Below are 20413 nucleotides of genomic sequence, written 5' to 3' on the forward strand. Positions count from 1 at the left end.
TCGTTCAAGTATGGCGCGTTGCAGTATCCACCGCCGTCCGATCGCACGCTTTGCACTTTCTGTCATCGGAAAACAAAAAAGCCCTCCGCAGAGAGCTTGATGTTAAAGAACTTTACTGAGGAACGCGGCGGTCCGGGGATTGGTGGGCGCGGTGAAAATCTTCTGCGGCGGCCCCTCTTCCTGGATCACGCCCTGGTCGATGAATATCACCCGGTCCGCCACTTCGCGGGCAAAGCCCATTTCATGAGTGACGATCACCATCGTCATCCCTTCCGTCGCCAGCGTTTTCATCACCTGCAATACATCACCCACCAGCTCCGGATCGAGCGCCGATGTCGGCTCATCGAATAGCATAATCGCCGGATTCATCGCCAACGCGCGGGCAATTGCCACGCGCTGCTGTTGCCCGCCGGAAAGACTCGCCGGCCAGGCATCACGTTTATCGCTCAGCCCGACTTTCGCCAGCAGGTTCTCCGCCAGGGCAACGGCCTCAGCGCGTTTCATCCCCTTCAGGTTCACAGGCGCCATTGTCAGGTTGTCCAGCACTGTCATATGCGGGAACAAGTTGAAACGCTGGAAAACCATGCCGACGCTTTCGCGCAGCTTGTTGATATCGGTTTTCGGATTGTGGATCGCAAAGCCGTTAACCTCAACGACACCTTCGCTCACCGACTCCAGGCCGTTCATACAGCGCAGAAAGGTACTTTTCCCCGAGCCGGACGGCCCAATCACGCACACCACTTCTTTCGGCTTGATATCGCAAGTGATGCCGCGCAGCACATGGCTTTCGCCAAAATGTTTATGCAGATTTTTAATGTGAATCACTTTTGCCAAACCTCTTTTCCAGTCGATTAACCAGTTGCGCAAGCAGGAAGGTGATCGCCCAGTAGACCAGCGAAATGGTCAGATAGGGTTCCCAGTAGGTGGCATACGCACCAGAAACGGTGCGGGCGGCATAGGCCAGATCCGCAAGACCAATCGCTGACGCCAGTGATGAATCTTTAACAATAGCAATGGCGTTATTACCCAGCGGCGGCAGAATGCGACGGAACGCCTGCGGCAGGATCACTTTGCGCATCGTCTTCCACCACGGCATACCCAGCGCACGGGAGGCTTCCATCTGCCCGCGATCGACAGACTGAATACCCGCGCGGAAGATCTCCGACACGTAGGCTCCGGCATTGAGCGTAATAGCGACGATACAGGAAAGAAACGCGCCATAGTCGGAGCGCAATCCTCGCGCCAGATCGCTGCTCATGATCCCACTGGTCACCAGAATGCCGTCACGCGGGTTAATGAACAGCGGCACCAGCGCAAAGTGTACGACCATAATCTGCACAAACAGCGGCGTACCACGAATGGCGCTGACATAAAAACGCACCGGAAATTGCACCAGATAGCGCAATACATATTTCCACGGCCCATGTTCAGCCTGCGCCATGCGGCCAAGGCCGAGCGTGAGGCCCCAAAGCGTGCCTAAAATAACGCAGATAATCGTGCATTTGATGGTCATCCAGGCGCCTTCCATAAATAACGGCGCGTACTCCTGGATTATTTCCCAACGGAATCCCGACATAAGTCATTCCTGAAAAAATGACGGCTACCGGAATGTTCACGGTAGCCGGAATAAAAAAGAAGCGAAGTGTTATTGCGCGGGCAATTCAGGCACGTGGTCGTCAAACCAGGTTTTATAAATTTTGGCGTAGGTACCGTCAGCCACAATTTTCTTCAGGCCGCTGTTAATTTTCGCCTGCAATTCGGTATTCCCTTTTGCCACCGCAATACCAAAATATTGACGTTCAAACTTCGCGTCAGGTACCAGTTTGAACTGTTTTTCCGGGTGCTGTTTGATGTAATACTTCACCACGCCCACATCGCCCACGGCCGCGCTGACGCCATCTTCGAATAACTCTTGCAGCATCAGCGGCGTGTTATCAAAGCGTTTAATCGCCGTGCTGTTTTTCCCCAACACGTCTGAAACCACGATATCGCCGGTGCTGGAGTTCACTACGCCGACTTTTTCATCTTTCAGTGACGCCAGAGAGGTCACTTTTGAGCTGGCCGGAACCACGATCGACTGCTCCGCCGGGAAGTAAGGCGCGGAAAAATCAACCATCTGCTTACGTTTGTCGGTAATGGTAATGCCGGAAATAATGATGTCGCGATCGCCGGAGCCCAGCGTGGCGAAGATCCCTTCCCACGGCGTGTTGATCAGCTTGATATTAAAATCCTCGGCTTTAGCGATGGCTTTAATGATGTCGATATCAAAGCCTTCTAACTGCTTCTGGCTGTTTTCAAACTCGAACGGACGATAAGTTCCCCCAGCGCCCACCACGTAAGTTTGCTGGGCAGCAAACGCACTGCTCGCCAGCGCAGCAAAAAGACAACCTGCCTGCATCCACTTCCTGAACATACACACCACCTTTTTATGCAAATTATGTGCATAAAAATACATATAAGCCGCTATGTATGCAATCTTTATTGTATACAATCAATAATCTGTCATTGGGTTATGCTACAACCAGAGATTCAAGGTTCGGAAAATCCACTTTCAGCGTTCAAACAAGACACCGGAGAGTTACGCAATGAATCATATTGTGCCTGATAGCGCTTTTTTGCATGAACTGGCCGATGCGGCAGATCAACAGACACTGCCGCGTTTTCGCGCGCAAACCAATCTGCATGTCGGCAGCAAACCCAAAGAGGGGTTTCGCTTCGACCCGGTAACCGACGCCGATCGCGAGGCGGAGCGCGTAATGCGCGACATCATCACCGCCCGCTATCCGGAACACGCCATTATGGGCGAAGAGTTCGGGGTGACGGGTTCTGGCCCGTTGCAGTGGGTACTGGACCCGGTTGATGGCACGCGCCCTTTTCTCTGCGGTTTGCCAGTCTGGGGAACGTTGATTGGCCTGACAGTTGAAGGCCGCGCGCGTATCGGCATGATGGACCAACCCTTCACCCGCGAACGTTTCTGGGCCGATGGCGAGCAGGCGTGGCATCAGGGGCCGCAGGGCACGACGCAGCTACAGACGCGCCGGGGAATCGCGCTTGAGCAGGCCATTTTCCACACCACCTCGCCTGAACCCGTGTCGCGTTTCCCGGCAATCAATTTTGCTGCGCTGGAAGCGAGTACGCTGATGATCCGCTACGGCGGTGAATGCTACGCGATGGCCATGCTCGCTGCAGGGCAGATTGATCTGTGTCTGGAATATGCGTTGCAACCATATGACATTGTGGCGCTGGTCCCCATTATCGAACAGGCAGGCGGCGTGGTGACAACATTAGACGGCGGGAGACCGGAATCGGGCGGTCATATCCTTGCTTCCGGCTGCCCTTTTTTGCACGAACAGGCATTACGTATCCTCAATCGCTAAATAACATCGCTAAAACGTTACAGCGTGCACACTTAACGTGTTTCACTTGTTGATATTTTATACGTTCAAATTTGTGAATCCGGGTCGCAGATTACCCCTGCTTTTATCCATTTGGCGGTAAAAGTGCAATTTTGGCGGTAAATCTGCGGATTTTATTTTTGGGCGAACTTAACACGTTGATAACACTTCGTTGTGAAACTGCACAGATGATTTTTGAAACACCGTTTTCATTTTCCTTTTCGCTGAAAATTGGCGTATAATGCCGACCTATTCACTCTTGAATGGTTTCAGCTGATTGAACTGTAAAACACCAAACTTAAATCATACTTTTCCCTGTTGGGCTGAAACTCAGGCACACATTACTCTGCACGCTTTTTTGATGTCACCTATCCTTAGGCAGTGGCATCGCTCTTTTCGTAACACAGGTTTGACTCCGGGGCCATTGCGCGCCAGCCGGAGCGTGAATTCCCAATCCTTCTCAACTCAAACTTAAAGACCAGAACTGTCATGAAAAAGACCAAAATTGTTTGCACCATCGGTCCGAAAACCGAATCCGAAGAGATGCTGGCGAAAATGCTGGACGCGGGCATGAACGTCATGCGTTTAAACTTCTCTCACGGTGACTATGCTGAACACGGCCAGCGCATCAAAAACCTGCGCAACGTATTGAGCAAAACCGGTAAAAAAGCGGCAATTCTGCTGGACACCAAAGGCCCGGAAATCCGCACCATCAAGCTGGAAGGTGGCAATGACGTCTCCCTGAAAGCGGGTCAGACCTTCACCTTCACCACTGACAAATCCGTGGTCGGCAATGCCGACACTGTTGCTGTGACCTATGAAGGTTTCACCAATGATCTGAGCGTCGGCAACACCGTTCTGGTGGACGATGGTCTGATCGGCATGGAAGTTACCGCAATCGAAGGTAACAAAGTTATCTGTAAGGTTCTGAACAACGGCGACCTGGGCGAAAACAAAGGCGTTAACCTGCCAGGCGTTTCCATCGCGCTGCCGGCGCTGGCTGAAAAAGACAAGCAAGACCTGATCTTTGGCTGTGAGCAAGGCGTTGATTTCGTTGCGGCATCCTTCATCCGTAAACGTTCCGACGTGGTTGAAATCCGTGAGCATCTGAAAGCGCACGGCGGCGAAAACATCCAGATCATCTCCAAAATCGAAAACCAGGAAGGCCTGAACAACTTCGACGAAATCCTCGAAGCTTCTGACGGCATCATGGTTGCTCGCGGCGACCTGGGCGTTGAAATCCCGGTTGAAGAAGTGATCTTCGCGCAGAAGATGATGATCGAGAAATGTATCCGCGCGCGTAAAGTCGTTATCACTGCGACCCAGATGCTCGACTCGATGATCAAAAACCCGCGTCCGACCCGTGCGGAAGCAGGCGACGTAGCGAACGCCATCCTCGACGGCACCGATGCCGTTATGCTGTCCGGTGAATCTGCAAAAGGTAAATACCCGCTGGAAGCCGTTGGTATCATGGCGACCATCTGTGAACGTACCGATCGCGTAATGACCAGCCGTCTGGACTACAACAACGACAGCCGTAAGCTGCGCATCACCGAAGCAGTTTGCCGTGGCGCCGTTGAAACCGCAGAAAAACTGGAAGCACCGCTGATTGTGGTAGCGACTCAGGGTGGTAAATCCGCACGCGCAGTGCGTAAATACTTCCCGGATGCGACCATCCTGGCGCTGACGACTAACGAAATCACTGCCCGCCAACTGGTACTGAGCAAAGGCGTTGTCCCACAGCTGGTGAAAGAGATCTCTTCTACGGACGATTTCTACCGTCTGGGTAAAGAAGTAGCGCTGCAGAGCGGTCTGGCCAGCAAAGGCGACGTCGTAGTGATGGTTTCCGGCGCGCTGGTTCCGAGCGGCACCACAAACACCGCCTCTGTCCACGTTCTGTAATAATAACCAGACAATTTAGACTGTTTAAAAAAGCGCCCTCGCGGCGCTTTTTTTATATTTCCGTCTCCAGCTTAAATAAAAAATCAAATCGGATTTCACTATTTAAGCAGCACATTATCTAAGATGAATCCGATGGAAGCCCGATGTTTTAACACACATTTTTTAACCATTTATTCAAAGTCGGTGCTTCTTTGAGCGAACGATCAAATTTAAGGGTATTCCCATCAAAAAAATATTCTCAACCTAAAAAACTTTGTGTAATACTTGTAACGCTACATGGAGATTAACTCAATCTAGAGGGTATTAATAATGAATCGTACTAAACTGGTACTGGGCGCGGTAATCCTGGGTTCTACTCTGCTGGCTGGTTGCTCCAGCAATGCTAAAATCGATCAGCTGTCTTCTGACGTTCAGACTCTGAACGCTAAAGTTGACCAGCTGAGCAACGACGTGAACGCAATCCGTTCCGACGTTCAGGCTGCTAAAGATGACGCAGCTCGCGCTAACCAGCGTCTGGACAACCAGGCTCACTCTTACCGTAAGTAAGAGTTCCTGTAATGAAATGGCGCACATTGTGCGCCATTTTTTTGCCTGCGATTTACCCCTTCCCTGCTCCTACTGCGTTACCGTTTCTGCCGTTTCCGTATTCATGGCTGCCGCTTTCGTGCTGTTTTGCACCGATAGCACGCTTTCAGGGCTTGCTGCCTGCTTTGCCGCAGGGATTGTCACCGGATAACCTGCACGACGGTACAGCGCTTTATCAATCGCGACTTTGTCGCCGCCCGCCTGGCTAATAAACGACGCCAGCGTTGGGGAGAAGGTTATCGGCAGCGTCTGGGTATTCTCTTCCACCGTCTGCGACAACGGGCGATGCACCTCAATATAGTGCCTGCCGTCCGGCTCAACCGCATACTTCACCGGCTCGTTGATGATAGTGACCTTTGTTCCCACCGAGACCTGGGCAAACAGCGCAGCGATGTCCGGCGCGTTCATACGCATACAGCCGGAACTGACGCGCAGCCCGACGCTGTCCTGCGCATTGGTGCCATGAATAAGATATTCGCCGTGACCTATCCCCAGACGCAGCGCAAAGCGCCCCAGCGGGTTATTGGGCCCGGCAGGGATTACTGGCGGCAATTCAATACCGTTCGCCAGTGAGCGTGCGCGGATGCCCGCTGTCGGTGTCCAGGTTGGATTAGGTATTTTCTGGCTAACCTTCGTCACAGACACCGGCGTTTCCAGCCCTTGCTGACCAATACCAAGGGGATAAACCTGAACGCTGTTTTTACCCGGCGGGAAATAATAAAGCCGTAGCTCCGCAAGATTGACCACAATACCTTCCCGCGGCGTATCGGGGAGCAACATTTGCGAAGGAATAGTGACCACCGTTCCCGGTTTTGGCACCGGGGCAATCGTGTCATTAGCTTCAATGATCAGCATTGCAGCGGTATCAAAATGACGGGCGATAGTTTGCAGGTTTTTATCCCCCGCCTGCACGGTGTACGTCTGGTTTTGACCGATGATACGGCTCCCGTTTCCCGGCAGGGTATATTCCGCCGCATGAGCCACCGAAAGAGCGCTAATCGCGCCAAAAAGACAGAGAGCTATCAAAGACACGCGTTTCATTGTCGTTCCTGTATTCACTGGCAAAACGCCAGAAAGCTGAAAACCAGCGAGGCGAAAAAACGCCTCGCATAACAGAATGAAAGCTTTTCTTTGAGTTTAGCTAATGTTGGCAGCTTTGGAGCGGATTGCGCGGATCATTGCTTCCAGTCCCTGCGAACGAGAAGGCGTGAGATGTTGTGTCAAAGAGAGTTTTTCGAACCACGGACGAACATCAAACGCGACGATGTCCTGCGGCGTCATCTGCTGGTAGAGCGCAAAAACGATGGCAATAAGCCCTTTAACAATCGCGGCATCGCTGTCGCCCGCCAGCTCAATCACGCCATCGTCATTACGATGCATAACAATCCAGACCTGGCTTTGGCACCCCTGGATAATGTTTTGCGGGTTATGTTCCTCGGCGCTCAGCACCGGCAACCGCTGTCCCAGCTCGATAATATAAAGGTACTTCTCTTCCCAGTTGGCACAGCGGGCAAAATTGCGCAGCAATTTCTCTTTATCGGGTAATGCGGCCATTCTCGCCTCTTTCGTTAGCCCAGCAACTGATGAATACGTTTCAGGCCAGCCACCAGACGATCCACCTCTTCTTGCGTATTGTACATGACCAGCGAAGCACGACACATCGCAGGCACATTGTAAAACGCCATCAGCGGCATCGCGCAATGATGCCCGGTACGAACGGCAATACCGTAATTGTCGAGGAAACTGCCGACATCATAAGCGTGATGTTTACCAAGGTTGAAGGCAATTACCCCCTGACGCTGCGCCGGGCCGTAGAGTGTTAAATCCGGCACCTCCGCCAGCGCCGCCAGCGCATAACGCATCAACGTCTGTTCGTACTCGCCAATCGCCTCAAGGCCCAATGCGGCCACATAATCGATCGCCGCACCCAGCCCGATAATCCCGCCAGTATTCGGCGTCCCGGCTTCAAACCGCCACGGCGCTTTCGCGTAGGTAGTGCCTTCCGTCAGGCTGACAGTGGCAATCATTGAACCACCACCTTCCCACGGCGGCATAGCCTGCAAAATATCCTCTTTGGCGTACAGCACGCCAATGCCGGTCGGGCCATACAGTTTATGCCCGGAGAAGACATAGAAATCGCAGTCCAGCGCCTGTACATCAACCGGGTGATGCATCACCGCCTGCGCGCCGTCCACCAGCACTTTCGCGCCCTGCTGATGCGCTAGCGCGATCATCTCCGCCACCGGGTTTTCCGTCCCCAGCACGTTAGAAACCTGAGTGATCGCCAGTAGTCGCGTGCGTGCGTCCAGCAGTGTCGGTAGCGCCTCTAATTGCAGAGTGCCATTCTGATTAAGCGGGATCACGCGCAACTGCGCCCCCACACGTTCACACAGCATCTGCCACGGCACGATGTTCGCATGGTGCTCCATCGCGCTGATGATGATATTGTCGCCGGCACGCACCTGGCTGTTGCCCCAGCTATTGGCAACCAGGTTGATCCCTTCCGTCGTACCGCGCACAAATACCAGCTCTTCCGGCAGACGCGCATTAAGAAACGCCGCCGCTTTCTCACGTACCTGTTCCATACGCTGCGTCGCTTCCGCGCTGAGGGTATGGATCCCCCGATGCACGGCAGCGTAACCGTGGCGATAAAACTCCGCTTCGGCATCAATGACCTGATTCGGTTTTTGCGCGCTGGCAGCGCTGTCGAGGTAAGCCAGCGGCGTTCCGTTCACTTCACGCAGCAGCACCGGAAAATCGGCGCGTACCGCGTTCACGGGAAAACTCATGCTACGCCCCCTGCCAGGCGCTGACTGATACGCGCCAGAACCTGTTGTTTTAAAGCTTCGTCGCGAATCACTTCCGTCAGTTCAGCGGCAAAAGCATGGATGATCATTTTCTGCGCCGCCTGCTGGTTAATGCCGCGCGAGCGCAAATAAAACATCTGTTCATCATCAATACGGCCAACCGTTGCGCCATGACTGCACTTCACATCGTCAGCATAAATTTCCAGTTGCGGTTTGGTATCCACTTCCGCCAGACGTCCTAACAGCAGATTGTTGTTGGTCATCTGGCCGTCGGTTTTAATCGCGTGTTGCGCAACATTGATTAAACCGTTGAACACCGCCCGTCCTTTATCGCTGACAATAGTTTTATGTAACTGGCGGCTGTTGCAGTAGCCTTTGTTGTGCTCAAGCCAGGTGCGGGTGTCGCACACTTCCGATTTCACCGGCATCGCCAGGCTGTTGATATTAAGCTGCGTATTTTCACCATTCAGCTGCGTACTGGTGTTATGGCGCAGCACCAGGCCACCAAGCAGGAAGCTATGGCTGTCAGCCGCCGCATCGGCTCCCAGCAGAAGATCGTTATGCGCAAAGTGATAGTTTTGCGGGTTTTCAAATGCCAGTTTCACATGGTGCAAATGCGCATTCGCCGCCACATTCATCGTCAGACGCGAACCGGTAAAGTGCGGCTGTTCGCTGAGGCTGACATAGTGCTCATAAATCGTTGCTTCAGCACCCTGCGCCAGTTCGAGATGATGACGATAGTGCGCGGTGTTCATCTCCTCGCCTGCCAGCCCCTGCGTAATATGCATCAGCAGCAAGGGTTTCGCCGGGCGTTGATTGCGCGCGACCTGAACCCACGTCACGTTCTGCGCCAGGCTTTCAGTCAGGTGCAGGAACATCTCCGGTTGCACCGGCGCGGGCAGAGAATGGCGCGCGTCGCTGAACGTCACGTCAAAACCGGAACCAGCCGTGTCATCGCTTAACTCTGCGCTGAATTGCCCATCGACAAACACCAGCCTGATGGCATCTACCGGCAGCGCCAGCGCGTCACGCTGCGCGGTATTTACCGTGGCGCTCGCGCTAACAAACTGGCTGTTCAGTAAGCCATCGAGCGGAGTGTATTTCCAGTTCTCCTGTTTGCGCGTCGGCAGGCCTAAGCGCAACATTTGTTGCAAATGTTGTTGCGCCACTTCCGAGCGCGCGCCGCCCTGGGTTTCGAACAGGTGATGCCACTGCTGCAGCGCGTTACTGCTGTTCGGTAAGCCAGCCATAGCCCTGCTCCTCCAGTTGCTTAACCAGCGTGAAATCGCCAGATTTCACGATGCGCCCCTGATACAACACATGCACAAAGTCGGGTTTGATGTAATCAAGAATTCGCTGGTAGTGCGTGACGATAATAAAAGCCCGTTTCTCATCGCGCAGGGCATTCACCCCTTCAGCAACGATTTTCAGCGCATCAATATCCAGCCCGGAGTCGGTTTCATCAAGAATGCAGAGATCCGGTTCCAGCACCGCCATTTGCAGAATGTCGTTACGCTTCTTCTCACCGCCAGAGAAGCCGACATTCACCGAACGGGTCAACAGATCTTCAGGCATCTTCAGCAGTTTGATTTTATCTTCCATCAGATCCTGGAAATCGAAGCGATCAAGCTCCTCTTTGCCGCGATATTTCCGCACTGCATTCAGTGCCGTCTGTAAAAAGAACTGATTGCTGACGCCGGGAATTTCTACCGGATACTGGAAGGCCATAAAGACGCCTTCACCGGCGCGATCTTCCGGTGACAACTCCAGCAAATCTTTGCCTTTAAACTCCACGCTGCCGCCGACGACTTCATAATCTTCACGCCCGGCGAGGGTTGCAGAGAGAGTACTTTTCCCGGAACCGTTCGGCCCCATGATGGCATGCACTTCACCAGGACGAACGTCCAGACTCAAACCGCGCAGGATTGCTTTATCTTCAACGCTTACCTGCAAATCTTTGATACTTAACATTTATTATCCTTTAATTCTTAACCGACGCTGTGTTCAAGGCTGATAGCCAGCAGTTTTTGCGCTTCAACGGCAAATTCCAGCGGCAACTCGGAGAAGACGTCTTTACAGAAACCGTTAACAATCATTGAGATAGCATCATCCTCGCTGATACCGCGTTGCAGGCAATAGAACAGTTGATCTTCACCAATGCGCGAGGTTGTGGCTTCGTGTTCAAGCTGGGCGCTGTTATTGCGGCATTCAACATACGGGAAGGTATGTGCACCGCAGTCCGGGCCGATCAGCATCGAATCGCACTGGGTAAAGTTGCGGGCATTCGCCGCTGTCGGCATGATTTTCACCAGCCCGCGATAGCTGTTCTGGCTATGCCCGGCCGAGATCCCTTTCGAAATAATGGTCGATTTGGTGTTCTTGCCGATGTGGATCATCTTGGTGCCGGTATCGGCCTGCTGATGCCCGCTGGTCAGCGCCACGGAGAAGAACTCGCCAATGGAGTTATCGCCGCGCAGAATGCAGCTCGGATATTTCCACGTAATGGCCGAACCGGTTTCTGATTGCGTCCACGACATCTTGCTGTTTTCGCCTTCGCACAGCGCGCGCTTGGTGACAAAGTTAAGAATGCCGCCGGTGTTGTTGTCGCCGGGGAACCAGTTCTGCACTGTGGAGTATTTCACTTCGGCATCTTTGTGGATGATCACTTCCACTACCGCCGCGTGGAGCTGGTAGCTGTCGCGCACCGGCGCGGAGCAACCTTCGATATAGCTGACGTAACTGCCTTCATCGGCCACCAGAATAGTGCGTTCGAACTGGCCGGTTTTCTCCGCATTGATACGGAAATAGGTGGACAGCTCCATCGGGCAACGCACGCCTTTCGGGATATAAATGAACGTGCCATCGGAGGCGACAGCAGCATTCAGCGCGGCGAAGAAGTTATCGTTCGACGGCACAACTGTGCCGAGGTATTTTTTCACCAGCTCCGGATGATCGTGGATAGCCTCACCGAACGAGCAGAAAATAATGCCCTGCTCCGACAGTTTCTCGCGGTAAGTGGTAGCAACGGAAACCGAGTCGAAAATGGCGTCTACCGCCACTTCTTTCCCTTCACGCACGGGTACGCCCAGCTGGTTAAACGCGGCTTCCACTTCATCGGTCAGATAGGCATTCGCGCCCGTCTGTTGCACTGCACCCGGCTGCGAGGCGCAAGTGTCATCGCAATTACCGCAGGACGGGGCCGAATAGTAGCTGTAGTCCTGATAGTTCAGCTTGTCATAGTGCGCTTTCAGCCAGTGCGGCTCTTCCATTTCAAGCCAGGCGCGAAAGGCACTCAGGCGGAACTCCAGCATCCACTCCGGCTCGTTACGTTTCGCCGAGATCGCCCGCACGACATCTTCATTGATGCCTTTCGCCAGCTCATCGGTGGTTAATTGCGTGAAGAACCCCTCTTTATAATTGAGGTTACCGGTCCAGATTTTGACATCGTCAGTTGCTTCAGTATTACGAGACATAGTACCGCCTATACCCCAAAGCTTTCGCCACAGCCGCATTCATGCTGGGCTTTCGGGTTATGAAATTTGAAGATCTGATTTAACCCTTCACGTACATAATCCACTTCCGTGCCGTCAATAAAGGGCATCGCCTGAAGCGGAACGTAAAGGCGCGCGCCTTCGGATTCGTACAGCAAATCGTCGGCATTCGGTTCCGTCACCGTATCCAGCACATAACCAAAGCCCGCGCAGCCGGTCTGCTTAATGCCGAGCCGCACGCCCAGCACGCCGGCCTGTTTGCTGACCAGCGTACGAATATGTTCAGCAGCGGCAGGCGTCATGGTCAGCCCGCGCCACGCAAAATCTTCCGGATTAAATGATTCCATCGCATTACCTCACATCACCAGATTCGAAGGGCTTGATGCTATGTTAGTGATAATAATTCTCACTTCAACCTCTTTCCCGCAGGGTTATTCCCCCGGTAGCCCCTTTTTTGGCTGTTGCTATAAGCATAGACGTTGCTGAAAGGCATTACAGATAAGTGAAAAATTGTTTAATAAATTGATAAATAATGACTTTAAATAGCCAGCCGCAGACAGTCCGGTGAAAAAGATAAGATGTATAGGCAATACCTATTTTTGAGATAGGATCGAAAAAAAACGTCGCATTAAAAACGTAGCGGATTATCAAAAAGTTATCGGCATCACCGAACTGACGCACAGACTCCACTTTTCCCCCTTCATCTTCGACAATCGCCATAAAATCCATAGTGGTATGAACATAAATCGCGATGGAAGAGACGGCGCCATTTCCGGGAACGCATTGCTCACGGCTTAAGACGTTTCTCTGCAATTAGGATTTTCTCAGCCGACGTGGCGAAAATATCTCCTGTAAGATATCGCCTGGTTTAAATCCGGGCAGCGCCCTGCAAACATGGAGAGAGTTAATGAAGGCAACGATGTCATATTTAGATACTGGTTCAGGATTTCCCGTTTTACTCGGCCACAGTTATCTGTTCGATAAATCGATGTGGTCACCGCAGATTGAAGCTCTGGCTAAACAGTTTCGCGTGATAGCGCCGGATTTATGGGGCCACGGCGATTCTCCCGCCCTGCCCGCATCAACAACGTCGCTGGCGGATCTGGCCGCCGATCATCTGGCGCTGATGGATGCGTTGCAGATTGAGGAGTTCGCGGTGATGGGGTTGTCCGTTGGCGGCATGTGGGGAGCCGAACTGGCCGCTGCCGCGCCGCAGCGGGTAAAAGCGTTAATGCTGTTTGATACTTTTATCGGTGATGAAACCAGTGAAGCGCGCGAGCGCTACTTTGGCATGCTCAACGCCATTGACACCGCCGGTTTCATTCCGCCCGCTATGCTGGATTACATTGTCGGGCAATTTTATTCGCAGCATGCCGCACCGGCGGATGTCCAGCGGCTCACCGCGTATCTCTCTTCACTCACAGCGGAACAACTGCGCGGCAGTATCGTTCCGCTCGGTAAACAGATTTTTGGCCGCCCGGACAGGCTGTCAGTGCTGGATTCCATTCGTTGTCCGACACACGTTGCCACCGGTGAACTGGATCTGCCGAGGCCGCCGGTCGAAGGTCGTCTGATGGCAGAAAAACTGGGCTGCGATTTCACGCTGATCCCGAATGCTGCGCATATCAGCAACCGCGAAAATCCCGGGGAAGTGCTGAGCTTGATTGAGAATTTCCTCTCCAGACATTTATAACCTCCGTGATACTCCACTCCCCGCCGATGGAGAGTGGAGATCGCACGGTAAGTACACCGGTTTTAGTTCCACGCACTTTTTTTGACGTACAGCAATACCGTATAAAAATACCGTGACCGAATTTTGTTATTTTTGGGGCTCATCACACTTGTTGTTTGCATACGAAATTCATTAATCGCAAATTTGAAAAAGTTTATTACGCTTTCTGAGCAGATTTATCTCTTTAAGGCTTTGCCTCTCAAGGGTACGCAAACGCAAGAGTGATATTGCCTTAAAATGTCATTTTATTTTTACTCTCCGCTTTTCTGCGCCGATATACATATTAAAAATACATGTTTACGGACATCATCCATGACAGAAAAAAGATCAAAAAAAATGAACAACGGATCGCGCCGAGTGAGGCAGTAACAAGCCACCCTCCGGTCGAAAAGCGGTGATGTGCGCTAAAGTTTACACTTTTGGCAAATCATTCCGCAGGCGATAAGAACGCATTAATTTGCGTTGAGTCCACTTTCCTGTCCAAAAACAAGGAGATAAATAGTACAAAACGCAAATCATTAGTTGATAAACCTGACACAATAAAAATACTTAAAACAAAAGGCCACCCTTATTTATAGATTTAAGCGATCATTTTAATAATAGTAATAGATACAGACTATCGAAAAGAGAGGATCGATCATTCAAAACAATTTTCAAAGATTATGATTAGTTGTGTAAAATTGAAAAATTATATAGTGGTTAGACCTGTTCTTGTGAGTGGGGAGCTGAATCAGGGATAATGAATATAAAAACACTCGAAATTGCGGACAAAAAACTTAGCGTTACTGCAGAGTTCAAACCCGTCATGCACCTTTCTGGAAAAACTATTTTCCGCTACGAAGTTCTTGCCAAAATTTATAATGCCAGCGATCGTTGGCTTTCAGTGGAACAATCCTTCGATATTCTTGAGAGAGAAACCATTAAAGCCATTAGCGATTTTTTGTTTGAGACCGTCTGCGAACTGCTGAAAATGAAAGAAGGCATCACGGTTTCATTCAAACTTCCCGCTCGGTTAATGAATGATATGGCGTACCTTGCCAGCCTTTACCAGCAGTGTGGACATCATCACGTATCGCCGCAACGCATTGAGATTGAGATTGGCGAGTGGCTGACTGATATGCCACAGAGGCCTCGTCAGGCGTTTTTACAGCAGGCGAGAACCTATGGTTTTATGCTCTCGTTAGATGATTTTGGCGCCCGGGATGAAGCCGCCGACAGTCTGCGGCTGTTTCGCTTTGACACAATTAAACTCGCGCGAACGCTGGTCTACGGAATTGCCGCCAGCCCGGCAAAATTATCAACACTTCACAATTTGATCGACAAGGTGATCCCGGCAGGCACACATGTAATTTGCGAGGGTGTGGAACGTTCATCCGACCTTGCTCTGCTCAGCCGCTACAGCCATATCGGCATCGAGGGGTACATTTTCTCTCCCCCTTTAACCTTCAGTCAGTTGCGGCTGCTGGAAGACTTTTAACCTTACTGCCCTGCGTCTTTACGCGTACAGATGATAGCTTTGTCATCCGTGTGTTTGCTGTCCGAAAAGAAGAAGGCTTTTTTACCGCTGGAGAGCTGCGTGATGATGTTGATAGCGACCCAGTTGGTCTGGTTGTTCTGATCCTGGCTGTCGGTATAAATCAGCGAGCGACCAGTATAATCGTCAGAGATATTGAACGGCTTCTCTTGCGGATTGGTATAGCGGTGGCCGTTAACGGTAAGCCCTTCAGGCTCAACAACAGCGGTATATTCATCGCAGGAGAGGTTGATACCAGCGGCGAACGAACATGCGGAAAAGAGAGTAAAACTGCTGACCACAATAAACCTGATCATAAGCATCCCGAGTCAATTTTAACGCAATGATAATACAGCGCCCCGAAGCCGGGACGCAGAGAAAAGAGATCAGTTATAGAGCGAAGGTTCACCGAGCGGACGGGTTTTGAAGCGGCGATGGATCCACAGATACTGTTCCGGCGCGCGCAAGATTTCGCGCTCAATCACTTTATTCATATAACTGGCTGCCGCAAACTCATCCTCGCCAGGATAATCATTTAATGCAGGACCAATATGCAATGAATAACCTGAGCCATCGGTTTTGCGCACCATCGTCACCGTCAGCATTTTAGCGCCCGACAGGCGCGAAAGTACAAACGTGCCGTTGGTAGTGGCGGCATTTTTCACCGAGAAGAATGGCGCGAAGGTACTGCCCTTGCGGCCATAATCCTGATCCGGCGCGAACCAGACAGCTTCACCCTGTTTTAACGCATTCACCAGCCCTTTCAGGTTACGGCGGTCGATCATATTTTTATTTGAACGCATACGTCCACGCGTCTGTACCCACTCCATCAGCGGGTTGTTGTGCGGGCGATAGGTGGCCATCATCGGCTGGCACAATCCCATCACGCGGCCGCCCAGCTCCAGCGACATGAAATGCACGCCGACAACCATCACGCCCTGCTCGCTGGCCTGCGCGGCCTGTAAATGCTGGTAACCTTCAACATCAAACCAGCGGCGCACGCGCTTATCTGACCAGAACCATGCCATGCCGGTTTCAATTAACCCCATACCCAGCGACATAAAGTTTTTGGCAATCAGCGCATCACGCAGCGCTTCGCTCATCACCGGAAAACAGAGTTCAAGATTACGGCGCGCAATACGTTCGCGACGCTTCAGAAAACGGCGGGAGTGATGTCCAAGCCCTGCGCCAAGGCGGGCCAAAACGGGATAAGGAAGTTGAACGAGCAGCCAGAGCAAAGCCAGGCCGACCCAAGTCACCCAGTGGCGCGGGTGTAAAAATGAGAGTTTAAACGATGTCATCACTGTTACCTTAAAGCCTAAATTCAGTAGCGCTTAAGGAGACAATGAATCACTTCATCAGGTCATTATGCGTTACAGCTATTCGCCGCGGCAGAAGGTGCCGAAACGGTACATCCAGTGCCACGCACTATAGCACGAAGCGTTAAAGGGAGATGGAGAGAATAATGAAGAAAAGGTGAATATTTTCGGCGGATTGCTTCCGCCGAAACTGGTCAGACAATTGCAGTGGTCAGACGGGATGAGCAGCAAAGCCGCGACTGTTCATCAAACAGATCGATTTGCCAGACCTGATGACGTCCGCCCGTATGTAGCGCACGGCAAACGCCGCGCACCCGGCCGCTGCGCACCGAACGCAAGTGGTTAGCATTCACCTCCAGCCCGACCACTTTTTGATCCCCTTCGGTGCATAAATAACCAGCCACCGAGCCAAGCGTCTCCGCCAGCACGACCGACGCACCGCCGTGCAGCAGGCCAAACGGCTGGTGCGTGCGTTCATCTACCGGCATGGAGGCTTCCAGCGCATCATCCGTGATGCGCTCAAAACGAATATCCAGCAGACCAACCATATTGCCGTCGCCCATGGCATTGAGCGCTTCCAGCGTGACTGCACGTTTCCAGATCATCCCAGTATCTCCAGCAAAGCCTGTAATGGATGGCGCACCCCGTTACCCTCAACGCGCTTCACCTGGCTACGGCATGAGTAGCCGGTCGCCAGACAGCGGTTACGCGGCAGACGCTGTATCGCCTGGTGCCAGGAAAGCTCATAAATGCCCAGCGAACTGGCGTGGTTCTTCACTTCGTGGCCGTAAGTACCAGCCATACCGCAGCAGCCCACGCTGACATTTTCCAGCTTCGCGCCGAAACGAGCGAAGATCGTCGCCCACTGCCCCGTCGCGCCCGGCAATGCCGTCACTTCCGTACAGTGGCCAAACAGATACCACGGTTCACCGCTCACCGCGCGGGCCTCGACATGCTCCAGCGCCGCAGGCAACCACTCATGCACCAACTGAACATGGAAATCACCGCGCTTATCGCCCAGCGCCAGTTTGTACTCGTCGCGATAGCACAGCACCAGCGCCGGATCGACGCCCACCATCGGCATTCCCAGTTGTGCCACGCGATTGAGGAAATCGGCGGTCTTCTGCGCAGTTTTGGCAAAGCGATTGAGGAACCCTTTAATGTGTTGCGCCTTGCCGTTCGGCGAGAAAGGTAGCACCACCGGCTCAAAGCCGAGTTTCTCCACCAGCCGCACAAAGTCAGCCACCACCTGCGCATCGTAATAGCTGGTAAACGGATCCTGTACCACCAGCACCGTTTTCGCTTTCTGCGCCGCATTGAGCTGTTCAAGCTGCTCCAGCGTCATATTTGCCGTGCGGTGACCCACCATCTGACGCTGCAGGGAGGGCACCGACAGCAGCGGTAAATCGACCATGCCGATATGTTTGGCCGACAGCGAACGCACCCACGGCTGGCTCATAAAGAAGTTAAACGTCTTCGGCGCCCGCGCCATCAGCGGCGCATAGCTTTCTACCGTAGCAACCAGATGATCGCGCACCGGGCGCAGATAACGGCTGTGATAAAGTTGCAGGAAGCGCGAACGGAATTCCGGCACATCGATTTTAATCGGACACTGCGTGGAGCAAGCTTTGCAGGCCAGGCAGCCGGACATCGCCTCTTTCACCTCGTGCGAGAAGTCATACTCGCCACGCCGTGCATGCCAGCTGTTGCGGGTACGCTCAATCAATGTACGCAGGCTGGCGCGTTTCTCCGGCAGCTCTTTTTCCAGTTTCAGCGGATCAACGCCGCGATCCGCCAGCAAGCGCAGCCACTCGCGTACCAGCGTCGCGCGCCCTTTCGGTGAATGGATTCGGTTGGCAGAAATCTTCATCGATGGGCACATCGGGCTTTTCACATCAAAGTTAAAGCACAGACCGTTACCGTTACACTCCATCGCCCCGCGCCATGAAGTGCGCACCGCAATAGGAATTTGCCGATCCAGAGTCCCGCGTTTCACGTCATCCACCTGTTTCATTGGCGCATCCACGCCCTCTGGCGGACAAATTTTACCGGGATTCAGGCGATTCTCAGGATCGAATGCCGCTTTGATTTTTCGCAGCTCGCCATAAAGCTGAGCGCCGAAAAAGGCCGGGCTGTACTCGGCGCGGAACCCTTTCCCGTGTTCCCCCCATAGCAGACCGCCATATTTCGCCGTCAGCGCCACCACCTCATCAGAGATGGATTTCATCAATACTTCTTGCTGCGGATCGCACATGTCCAGCGCCGGACGCACGTGCAACACCCCGGCATCCACGTGACCAAACATGCCATAGCTCAGACCGTGGCTGTCCAGCAGCGCGCGGAACTCAACGATATAATCCGCCAGATGTTCCGGCGGTACGCAGGTATCTTCAGCAAACGGGATCGGTTTGGCCGCCCCTTTAGCGTTACCCAGCAGACCGACCGCTTTTTTACGCATCGCATAAATGCGCTCAATCCCGGCCAGATCCTCGCAAAGCTGCCAGCCAATGACCCCGCCTTCACCGTTGGCCATCAGCGCATCCAGCCGCTGGCACAGCGCCGCGACCTGGCCGTCAATCAATTCCTGATCGTCACCGGCGAACTCAACAATATTCAGGCCGAGCAGCGTTTTATCCGGCACATCGGTAATCAGCTCTTTTACTGAATGCCAGACGATATCTTCCCGTGCCAGGTTCAGGACTTTCGAATCCACGGTCTCTACCGACAGCGCGCGCGCTTCCACCATAAACGGCGCATTGCGCAAGGCGGAATCAAACGAGTCATATTTGACGTTCACCAGGCGACGCACTTTCGGTAGCCGGGTGATGTCGAGCCGCGCTTCGGTGATAAACGCCAGCGTTCCTTCCGACCCGGTTAACACGCGGGTAAGATCGAACTCAGTCATCTCATCATTAAAGACGTGACGCAGGTCGTAGCCGGTCAGGAAACGGTTCAGTTTCGGAAATTTATCGAGGATCAACTGGCGATTGTCGCGGCAGCGTTCAAGTACGGTTTTGTAGACGCGACCAATTGCCGTGTTGGCCTTGCCCAGCGTTTCCGCCAACGCCACCGGCATCGCCTGCGTGTCGAGAATATCACCGCCCAGTAGCACCGCGCGCACGCCCAAAACGTGATCGGAGGTTTTACCGTATACCAGTGAACCCTGACCAGAAGCATCGGTGTTGATCATTCCGCCGAGCGTTGCGCGGTTACTGGTGGAGAGCTCCGGCGCGAAAAAGAACCCGTAAGGTTTCAGGAACTGGTTAAGCTGATCCTTAATGACACCCGCTTCAACACGCACCCAGCCCTCTTCAGGGTTGATCTCCATGATGCGGTTCATATAGCGGGACATATCGACAATGATGCCCTGGTTCAGTGCCTGTCCATTGGTGCCGGTGCCGCCGCCGCGTGGCGTAAACACCAGCGTGCGGAAGCGTTCTTCCGCCGCCAGACGGGTTATCAGTGCAACATCGGATGTTGAACGGGGAAAAACGACTGCATCGGGTAATAACTGGTAAATACTGTTGTCTGTCGCCATCGTCAGCCTGTCGGCATAATTCGTGGCGGTATCACCTGTAAAACCTTGCTGCTCCAGTGCTTGCAAAAAATTCAGCACCAGCTGAACAACGCCGGGTGCCTGGGAAATCTGTGGGATCATTATGCTTGACC

At 52.9% G+C, this 20413-nt stretch carries 20 protein-coding genes and 1 pseudogene; 6 read left to right on the forward strand and 15 right to left on the reverse strand.

What is annotated here, in order from left to right:
• Positions 1-102: 102 nt before the first annotated feature.
• From DK872_RS00510 to DK872_RS00520, 3 genes are all read right to left on the reverse strand, one after another.
• Positions 103-825 carry an amino acid ABC transporter ATP-binding protein gene (locus DK872_RS00510; RefSeq protein WP_007374752.1) on the reverse strand — a complete coding sequence of 241 codons (723 nt, stop codon included), beginning with the start codon at positions 823-825 and terminating at the stop codon, positions 103-105.
• Complete coding sequence (locus tag DK872_RS00515; RefSeq protein WP_072440607.1) at positions 812-1576, reverse strand: amino acid ABC transporter permease; 765 nt, start codon at positions 1574-1576, stop codon at positions 812-814. Before DK872_RS00515 ends, DK872_RS00510 begins: the two co-directional genes overlap by 14 nt.
• A gap of 69 nt (positions 1577-1645) precedes the next feature.
• The gene (locus DK872_RS00520) at positions 1646-2413 is read right to left on the reverse strand and encodes a basic amino acid ABC transporter substrate-binding protein (protein WP_035889233.1); all 768 of its coding nucleotides are present in this window, start codon (positions 2411-2413) and stop codon (positions 1646-1648) included.
• 172 nt (positions 2414-2585) lie between these two features.
• Between DK872_RS00520 and DK872_RS00525 the strand changes: the two genes are divergently transcribed.
• From DK872_RS00525 to DK872_RS00535, 4 genes and pseudogenes are all read left to right on the forward strand, one after another.
• On the forward strand, positions 2586-3377 hold the full coding sequence (locus DK872_RS00525; protein ID WP_071920693.1) for an inositol monophosphatase family protein: 792 nt from the start codon (positions 2586-2588) through the stop codon (positions 3375-3377).
• Between the two features lie 295 nt (positions 3378-3672).
• Positions 3673-3804: pseudogene (locus DK872_RS27950) on the forward strand (hypothetical protein); the annotation flags it as partial.
• An 80-nt stretch (positions 3805-3884) separates the two neighbouring features.
• Complete coding sequence (pykF, locus tag DK872_RS00530; RefSeq protein ID WP_007374747.1) at positions 3885-5297, forward strand: pyruvate kinase PykF; 1413 nt, start codon at positions 3885-3887, stop codon at positions 5295-5297.
• A 309-nt stretch (positions 5298-5606) separates the two neighbouring features.
• Positions 5607-5843 (forward strand): major outer membrane lipoprotein, encoded by a 237-nt coding sequence (locus tag DK872_RS00535; RefSeq protein WP_007374746.1) that lies wholly within the window; start codon positions 5607-5609, stop codon positions 5841-5843.
• A 69-nt stretch (positions 5844-5912) separates the two neighbouring features.
• Here DK872_RS00535 and DK872_RS00540 read toward each other — a convergent pair whose 3' ends face one another.
• The 8 genes from DK872_RS00540 to DK872_RS00575 all read right to left on the reverse strand — a co-directional run bounded on the left by DK872_RS00540 (position 5913) and on the right by DK872_RS00575 (position 12993).
• Positions 5913-6923, reverse strand: coding sequence for a L,D-transpeptidase family protein (locus tag DK872_RS00540; protein WP_161517857.1), 1011 nt, complete (start codon positions 6921-6923; stop codon positions 5913-5915).
• Between the two features lie 96 nt (positions 6924-7019).
• Positions 7020-7436 carry a cysteine desulfuration protein SufE gene (sufE, locus tag DK872_RS00545; protein ID WP_072440601.1) on the reverse strand — a complete coding sequence of 139 codons (417 nt, stop codon included), beginning with the start codon at positions 7434-7436 and terminating at the stop codon, positions 7020-7022.
• A gap of 14 nt (positions 7437-7450) precedes the next feature.
• Entirely contained in the window at positions 7451-8671 is a 1221-nt protein-coding gene (sufS, locus tag DK872_RS00550) for a cysteine desulfurase SufS (protein WP_161517858.1), read from the reverse strand.
• Positions 8668-9939, reverse strand: coding sequence for a Fe-S cluster assembly protein SufD (gene sufD / locus DK872_RS00555; protein ID WP_161517859.1), 1272 nt, complete (start codon positions 9937-9939; stop codon positions 8668-8670). Before sufD ends, sufS begins: the two co-directional genes overlap by 4 nt.
• Positions 9914-10660 carry a Fe-S cluster assembly ATPase SufC gene (gene sufC, locus DK872_RS00560; RefSeq protein WP_007374741.1) on the reverse strand — a complete coding sequence of 249 codons (747 nt, stop codon included), beginning with the start codon at positions 10658-10660 and terminating at the stop codon, positions 9914-9916. The genes sufD and sufC overlap by 26 nt, the downstream gene beginning before the upstream one ends.
• A 17-nt stretch (positions 10661-10677) precedes the next feature.
• Positions 10678-12162, reverse strand: a complete 1485-nt coding sequence (gene sufB, locus DK872_RS00565) for a Fe-S cluster assembly protein SufB (protein ID WP_161517860.1) — start codon at positions 12160-12162, stop codon at positions 10678-10680.
• A gap of 8 nt (positions 12163-12170) precedes the next feature.
• Positions 12171-12527 (reverse strand): Fe-S cluster assembly scaffold SufA, encoded by a 357-nt coding sequence (sufA, locus tag DK872_RS00570; protein ID WP_161517861.1) that lies wholly within the window; start codon positions 12525-12527, stop codon positions 12171-12173.
• Positions 12528-12672: 145 nt separating this feature from the next.
• Complete coding sequence (locus tag DK872_RS00575; RefSeq protein ID WP_161517862.1) at positions 12673-12993, reverse strand: hypothetical protein; 321 nt, start codon at positions 12991-12993, stop codon at positions 12673-12675.
• A 94-nt stretch (positions 12994-13087) separates the two neighbouring features.
• On the opposite strand from DK872_RS00575, the gene DK872_RS00580 reads away from it, so the two are divergent.
• Together DK872_RS00580 and DK872_RS00585 are read left to right on the forward strand one after the other, a co-directional pair.
• Positions 13088-13873, forward strand: coding sequence for an alpha/beta fold hydrolase (locus DK872_RS00580; protein WP_007374737.1), 786 nt, complete (start codon positions 13088-13090; stop codon positions 13871-13873).
• A 778-nt stretch (positions 13874-14651) separates the two neighbouring features.
• Positions 14652-15389, forward strand: coding sequence for an EAL domain-containing protein (locus DK872_RS00585; protein ID WP_161517863.1), 738 nt, complete (start codon positions 14652-14654; stop codon positions 15387-15389).
• 2 nt (positions 15390-15391) lie between these two features.
• Here DK872_RS00585 and DK872_RS00590 read toward each other — a convergent pair whose 3' ends face one another.
• The 4 genes from DK872_RS00590 to DK872_RS00605 all read right to left on the reverse strand — a co-directional run bounded on the left by DK872_RS00590 (position 15392) and on the right by DK872_RS00605 (position 20402).
• The gene (locus DK872_RS00590; protein ID WP_007374734.1) at positions 15392-15742 is read right to left on the reverse strand and encodes a hypothetical protein; all 351 of its coding nucleotides are present in this window, start codon (positions 15740-15742) and stop codon (positions 15392-15394) included.
• Between the two features lie 69 nt (positions 15743-15811).
• Positions 15812-16726, reverse strand: a complete 915-nt coding sequence (lpxP, locus tag DK872_RS00595) for a kdo(2)-lipid IV(A) palmitoleoyltransferase (RefSeq protein WP_007374733.1) — start codon at positions 16724-16726, stop codon at positions 15812-15814.
• 212 nt (positions 16727-16938) lie between these two features.
• The gene (gene menI / locus DK872_RS00600) at positions 16939-17349 is read right to left on the reverse strand and encodes a 1,4-dihydroxy-2-naphthoyl-CoA hydrolase (protein ID WP_007374732.1); all 411 of its coding nucleotides are present in this window, start codon (positions 17347-17349) and stop codon (positions 16939-16941) included.
• Positions 17346-20402, reverse strand: coding sequence for an FAD-binding and (Fe-S)-binding domain-containing protein (locus DK872_RS00605; protein WP_071920686.1), 3057 nt, complete (start codon positions 20400-20402; stop codon positions 17346-17348). The genes menI and DK872_RS00605 overlap by 4 nt, the downstream gene beginning before the upstream one ends.
• Between the last annotated feature and the right edge of the window lie 11 nt (positions 20403-20413).

Source organism: Kosakonia sp. MH5, assembly GCF_009935945.1.
Lineage (GTDB): Bacteria > Pseudomonadota > Gammaproteobacteria > Enterobacterales > Enterobacteriaceae > Kosakonia > Kosakonia radicincitans.